General features: G+C 71.0%; 1 protein-coding gene. It reads left to right on the top strand.

Annotated elements, in window-relative coordinates:
• Positions 1-60: 60 nt before the first annotated feature.
• Positions 61-6,052, top strand: a 5,992-nt coding sequence (locus AB0O01_RS36425; protein ID WP_365320414.1) for an amino acid adenylation domain-containing protein, incomplete at its 3' end; no start/stop codon positions are given.

Below are 6,052 nucleotides of genomic sequence, written 5' to 3'. Positions count from 1 at the left end.
GGCACCGGCCGGGCCCGTACGGCTCTGCGGGTGGTTGCGGGGCGTCCGGAGCGGGTCCCGTTGTCCTTCGCTCAGCGGCGGTTGTGGTTCCTGGGCCAGCTCGAAGGGCCGTCCCCCACCTACAACCTCCCGGTGCCGATCCGCCTGACGGGTGTCGATGCCGCCGTGCTGAACACCGCGCTGCGGGATGTGATCGGGCGGCATGAGTCGCTGCGGACGGTGTTCCCGGCCGTCGACGGGGAGCCGTACCAGCGGATCCTCGACCCGGAAGACCTCGACTGGGAACTCCAGGTCAGCCAGGTGGAGCCCGCTGGACTCGCGGATGCGGCCCTGGCAGCCTCGCGGTACGCGTTCGACCTGTCCTCGGAGATTCCGATCCGGGCGTCACTGTTCCAGGCCGCTTCGGGCGAACAGGTTCTGGTGCTGGTGGTGCACCACATCGCGGGTGACGGATGGTCGACGGCACCGCTGGGGCGCGATCTGTCCACGGCGTATGCCGCCCGCCTGCGCGATGAGGCGCCGGTGTTCGCGCCGCTGCCGGTGCAGTACGCCGACTACGCGCTCTGGCAGCGGGAGTTGCTGGGTGAGGAGACCGACCCGGAGAGTCTGCTGCACACGCAGGTGGAGTACTGGCGGCGCACCCTGGCCGGGGTCCCCGAGGAACTCGTCCTGCCGACGGACCGCCCACGTCCCGCGGTGGTGAGCCATCGGGGTCATGTCGTGCCGGTGCGGGTACCTGCCGAGGTGCACCAGCGGCTGGTGGAGCTGGCGCGGGCCGAGGGCGTGACGGCCTTCATGGTGTTGCAGGCCGCGCTCGCGGTGACCCTGTCGCGGCTCGGGGCCGGTACGGACATTCCGGTCGGTTCGGCGGTGGCGGGGCGTACGGATGAGGCGCTGGACGATCTGGTCGGGTTCTTCGTCAATACGCTGGTGATCCGGACGGATCTGTCCGGGGATCCGGAGTTCCGTGAGGTGCTGGGGCGGGTGCGGGAGGCGAGCCTCGGCGCGCTGGCCCACCAGGACGTGCCCTTCGAGCGCCTGGTGGAGGAGCTTGCCCCTGAGCGCTCCCTCGCCCGCCACCCCCTCTTCCAGGTCATGCTGGCGGTGCAGAACGTCGACCGCGCGGCGCTGGAACTGCCCGAAGTGGAGGCCGGGAGCCTGCCGCTGGAGGGTTCGTCGTCGGTGGTGCGGTTCGACCTCGATGTGTCGTTGGCGGAGACCTTCGACGCCGAGGGCCGTCCGGGCGGGCTGCGAGGCGTGCTGGTCGCCTCCACGGACCTCTTCGAGCGAACCACCGCCGAACGGCTCACGGGATGGTTCACCCGGGTGCTGGCGACGGTGACCGAGAGCCCCGAGATCCCCCTCCGTGCGGTGACCGTGGTGGATGCCGCCGAACGCGACCGCATCCTCGGCGCCTGGAACGACACGATGGCGGAGATCCCGGACGTCTCGGTGGTGGACCTGTTCGAGCGGCGTGCCGCGGCCGCCCCGGACGCGGTGGCGGTGGTGAGCGGGGATGCGGAGCTGTCGTATGGGGAGTTGGATGCGGCGGCGAATCGGGTGGCGCAGTATCTGCGGGGGCGGGGGGTTGGGCCGGAGTCGGTGGTGGGGCTGCGGCTGCCGCCCGGCGCGGAGCTGGTCACCGGGATGCTGGGCGTGTGGAAGGCGGGCGCCGCCTATCTCCCCATCGACACGCAACTGCCCGCAGAGCGGATTGAGTTCATGCTCGCGGATGCGGGGGTTGCTCTTGTTCTCGGGTCGGGCGATCTGGACCAGGTGGGGGAGGTGCCGGAGGAGACTCCGGGTGTTGCCGGTGATCTGGCGTATGTGATCTACACATCGGGTTCGACGGGAGTGCCGAAGGGTGTCGCGGTCTCGCACGCCGGGCTGGTGAACCTGGTGTCGGCTCAGGGCGAGCGGTTCGCGGTGGACGAGACGGCCCGGGTGCTCCAGTTCGCGTCGGTCGGCTTCGACGCGGCGGTGTCCGAGGTGTGGGTGACGCTGTGTGCCGGTGGGGTGTTGGTGGTGGGGTCCCGGGACGAGGTGGTTCCGGGCGCCGGGTTGTCGGAATTGGTGGCGCGTCATGGGGTGACCCATGTGACGCTGCCCCCGGCGGTGCTGGGTGCCCTGGGCACCGGTGACCTGGGGTCGGTGCGGACGCTGGTGTCGGCCGGTGAGGCGCTGGACGCGGGGCTGGTGGAGCGGTGGGCTCCGGGTCGCCGTCTGGTGAACGCGTACGGCCCGACGGAGGTGACGGTGTGTGCCTCGATGTCCGAGCCCCTCGCCCCCGGCGACGAGCCGACCATCGGCGCCCCGATGGCCAACACGCGGGTCCATGTGCTGGACGAGGGCCTTGACCCGGTGCCGGTCGGGGTGACGGGTGAGCTGTATGTGTCGGGCGCCGGGCTGGCGCGGGGGTACGTGAACCGTCCCGGGCTGACCGGGGAGCGGTTTGTCGCCTCTCCCTTCGAGGCCGGGCGGCGCATGTACCGGACCGGGGACCTGGCGCGCTGGACGGCGGACGGGCAGTTGGTGTTCGGGGGCCGTGCCGATGACCAGGTCAAGGTGCGCGGCTTCCGGATCGAGCCGGGTGAGATCGAGAGTGTGCTGCTGTCGCACCCGGAGGTCACTCAGGCCGCCGTGGTCGCCCGTGGCGATGTCCTGGTGGCGTATGTCGTGCCGGGCGGACAGGGCGTGGAGGGGCTGCGGGAGCTGGTGGCCTCCCGGCTGCCCGAGTACATGGTCCCGGCGGCGTTCGTGGGTCTGGACGAGCTGCCGCTGACCGCCAACGGGAAGCTGGACCGCAAGGCGCTCCCCGCGCCGGAGTACGCGGCCGGCGCCGGTCGGGCCCCGGCGACCGTGCAGGAGGAGATCCTGTGCGCGGTGTTCGCCGAGGTGCTCGGGCTGGAGTCGGTCGGGGTGGAGGACAACTTCTTCCGCCTGGGCGGCCACTCACTGCTCGCGGTATCGCTGGTGGAGCGGTTGCGGGCCCGGGGCGTGTCGGTGTCGGTGCGGGCGCTGTTCGAGTCCCCGACCCCGGCGGGGCTGGCGCGGGCGGCCGGGGCCGTGGCGGCGGAGGTGCCGGAGAACCTGATCCCGGCGGACGCGGAGCGCATCACACCGCAGATGCTGCCGCTGGTGGAACTGGACCAGGCCGAGATCGACCAGATCGTGGCCTCCGTCGACGGCGGCGCGCCGAACATCGCCGATGTGTACCCGCTGGCCCCCTTGCAGGAGGGCCTCCTCTTCCACCATCTCATGGCGGCCGACGGTGCGGATGTCTATGTCACCGTCCGGGTCGTCGAGTTCGCCTCGCGGCCCAGGCTGGACGAGTTCGCGCGGGCGCTCCAGCAGGTGGTGGACCGGCATGACATCTACCGGACCGGCGTGGTGTGGGAGGGCCTGCGGGAGCCGGTCCAGGTGGTCTGGCGGAGCGCGGCGCTGGCAGTCCGGGAACACCGGATCGACACCGAACAGCACGCCGACCCCGCTGATGCGCTGCTGGCGGTGGTGGGCTCGGTGATGGATCTGGGTCGGGCTCCGCTGATGGATCTGCATGTGGCGGAGGTGCCGGGTGGTGGTGGCCGGTGGCTGGCGGCGGTGCGGATGCATCACATGTTGCAGGATCACCTGGGCATGGATGTGCTGCTGCGGGAGTTGCGGGCGGTGCTGTCGGGTCGGGCGGACGAGCTGGCGCCGGCGTTGCCGTTCCGTAATTTCGTGGCGCAGACGCGTCGGGTCGCGCGGGCGGAGCATGAGCGGTTCTTCGCGGGGCTGCTGGGTGATGTGACCGAGCCGACCGCGCCCTTCGGCGTCCTGGACGTGCGCGGCGACGGCAGCGGCATGGCCACCGAGCTGGTCGAGATGCCCCGCGACCAGGTCACCCAACTCCGCGCGACGGCACAGGCGTTGGGTGTGAGTCCGGCGACGGTGCTGCACGTGGTGTGGTCACGGGTGCTGGCGGTGCTGTCCGGGCGGGACGATGTCGTCTTCGGGACGGTACTGTTCGGGCGGATGAACGCCGGGGAGGGCGCCGACCGGGTACTGGGCCCGTTCATCAACACCCTCCCGGTACGGGCCCGGACCAGCCGGATCGGCGTACGGGCCGCCGTGGAACGGATGCGGGACGACCTCGCCGCGCTGCTGGAGCACGAGCACGCGCCGCTGGCGGTCGCCCAGCAGGCCAGCGGGATCGCGGGCAACACCCCCCTCTTCACCGCGCTCTTCAACTACCGCCACGCCGACCACACCACAGTCAACGACCGGCAGGGATCCCTCCCCGGCATCCAGCAGGTCTCCCGCCGGGACGGCACCAACTACCCGCTGACCATCGCGGTCAACGACCTCGGCCCGGACCTCATCAGCTTCACCGTGGAGGCCGTCGCCCCGATCGACGCGACCGTGGTCGGACGGCTGCTCGCGACGACGACACGGAATCTGCTCGACGCCCTGACCAACGACTCCACCCTGCCCCTCGACCGCGTGCCGGTCCTGGACGCCCCCGAGCGGGACCGGCTGCTGCGGGAGTGGAACGACACGGCCGCTGAGCGTCCCGACCTGACGGTGGTGGAGCTGTTCGAGGGGTGGGCTGCGGCTGATCCGGGTGGGGTTGCGGTGGTGTGTGGGGGTGTGGAGCTGTCGTATGGGGAGTTGGATGCGGCGGCGAATCGACTCGCGCAGTATCTGCGGGGTCGGGGGGTTGGGCCGGAGTCGGTGGTGGGGCTGCGGTTGCCGCGTGGTGCGGAGATGATCGTCGGGATTCTGGGGGTGTGGAAGGCGGGGGCGGCGTATCTGCCGATCGATTCGCAGCTTCCCGATGAGCGGGTTGGGTTCATGCTCGCGGATGCGGGGGTGTCGCTGGTCCTGGGTGTGGAGGATCTGGATCAGCCGGGGGAGTCGGCGGAGGCGCCGGGTGTGGTCGGCGATCTGGCGTATGTGATCTATACGTCCGGGTCGACGGGGACGCCGAAGGGTGTGGCGGTCTCCCATGGTTCGCTGGCGAATCTGGTGTCGGTGTTCGGGTCGGTGATGGGTGCGGGTCCGGGTGTGGGTGTGTTGCAGTTCGCGTCGTTCAGTTTCGATGCGTCGGTGCTGGATGTGGCGGTGGCGCTGTCGTCGGGGTCCTCGCTGTGGATCGCGAGTGAGGAGCAGCGGGCGGAGCCTCGGCGGTTGGCGGAGCTGGAGGGCGTGACGGCCGCCAGTGTGGTGCCGTCGCTGCTCGGTGTGCTGGAGCCTGCCGATCTGGGTGGTGTGGAGACGTTGCTTGTCGGTGCTGAGGCGATCAGTGGGGCGGTGGCGGGGGAGTGGTCGGTGGGTCGGCGGCTGGTGAACACCTATGGGCCGACCGAGGCGACGGTGATGGTGGCGGCGGAGACGGTGGATGCCGGCCGTGCGGGTCCGGTGCCTTTCGGGCGTCCGATCGCGAACACCCGGTTGTACGTTCTCGATGACGCGCTTGAGCCGGTCCCTGCCGGTGTGGCCGGTGAGTTGTATGTGGCTGGTGCCGGGTTGGCGCGGGGGTATGTGAATCGTCCGGGGCTGACGGGTGAGCGGTTCGTGGCGTCGCCGTTCGATGCCGGGCGGCGGATGTATCGGACGGGTGACCTGGCGCGGTGGACGTCTGATGGGCAGTTGGTGTTCGCGGGGCGTGCGGATCAGCAGGTCAAGGTGCGCGGTTTCCGGGTCGAGCCGGGCGAGATCGAGACCGTCCTCCTCACTCACCCGGACGTCGACCAGGCGGCCGTGATCGCCCGGGACGAGGCCCTCGTGGCCTATGTCGTCCCGGCGGTGCAGGACGTGGAAGGGCTGCGGGAGCTGGTGGCGTCCCGGCTGCCGGAGTACATGGTTCCCGCCGCGTTCGTGGGTCTGGACGAGCTGCCCCTGACCGCGAACGGGAAGCTGGACCGGCGGGCCCTCCCGGAGCCGGAGTATGCGACCGGCGCCGGCCGTGCCCCGGGGACTGTGCAGGAGGAGATCCTGTGCGGGGTGTTCGCGGAGGTGCTGGGGCTGGAGTCGGTCGGGGTGGACGACGACTTCTTCCGGCTCGGTGGGC

The sequence above is a fragment of the Streptomyces sp. NPDC093252 genome, from assembly GCF_040683675.1.
In the GTDB taxonomy this organism is placed as follows: domain Bacteria; phylum Actinomycetota; class Actinomycetes; order Streptomycetales; family Streptomycetaceae; genus Streptomyces.
The sequence above is the reverse complement of the archived record's forward strand: the minus strand, read 5'-3'. Positions and strand labels throughout refer to the sequence as shown.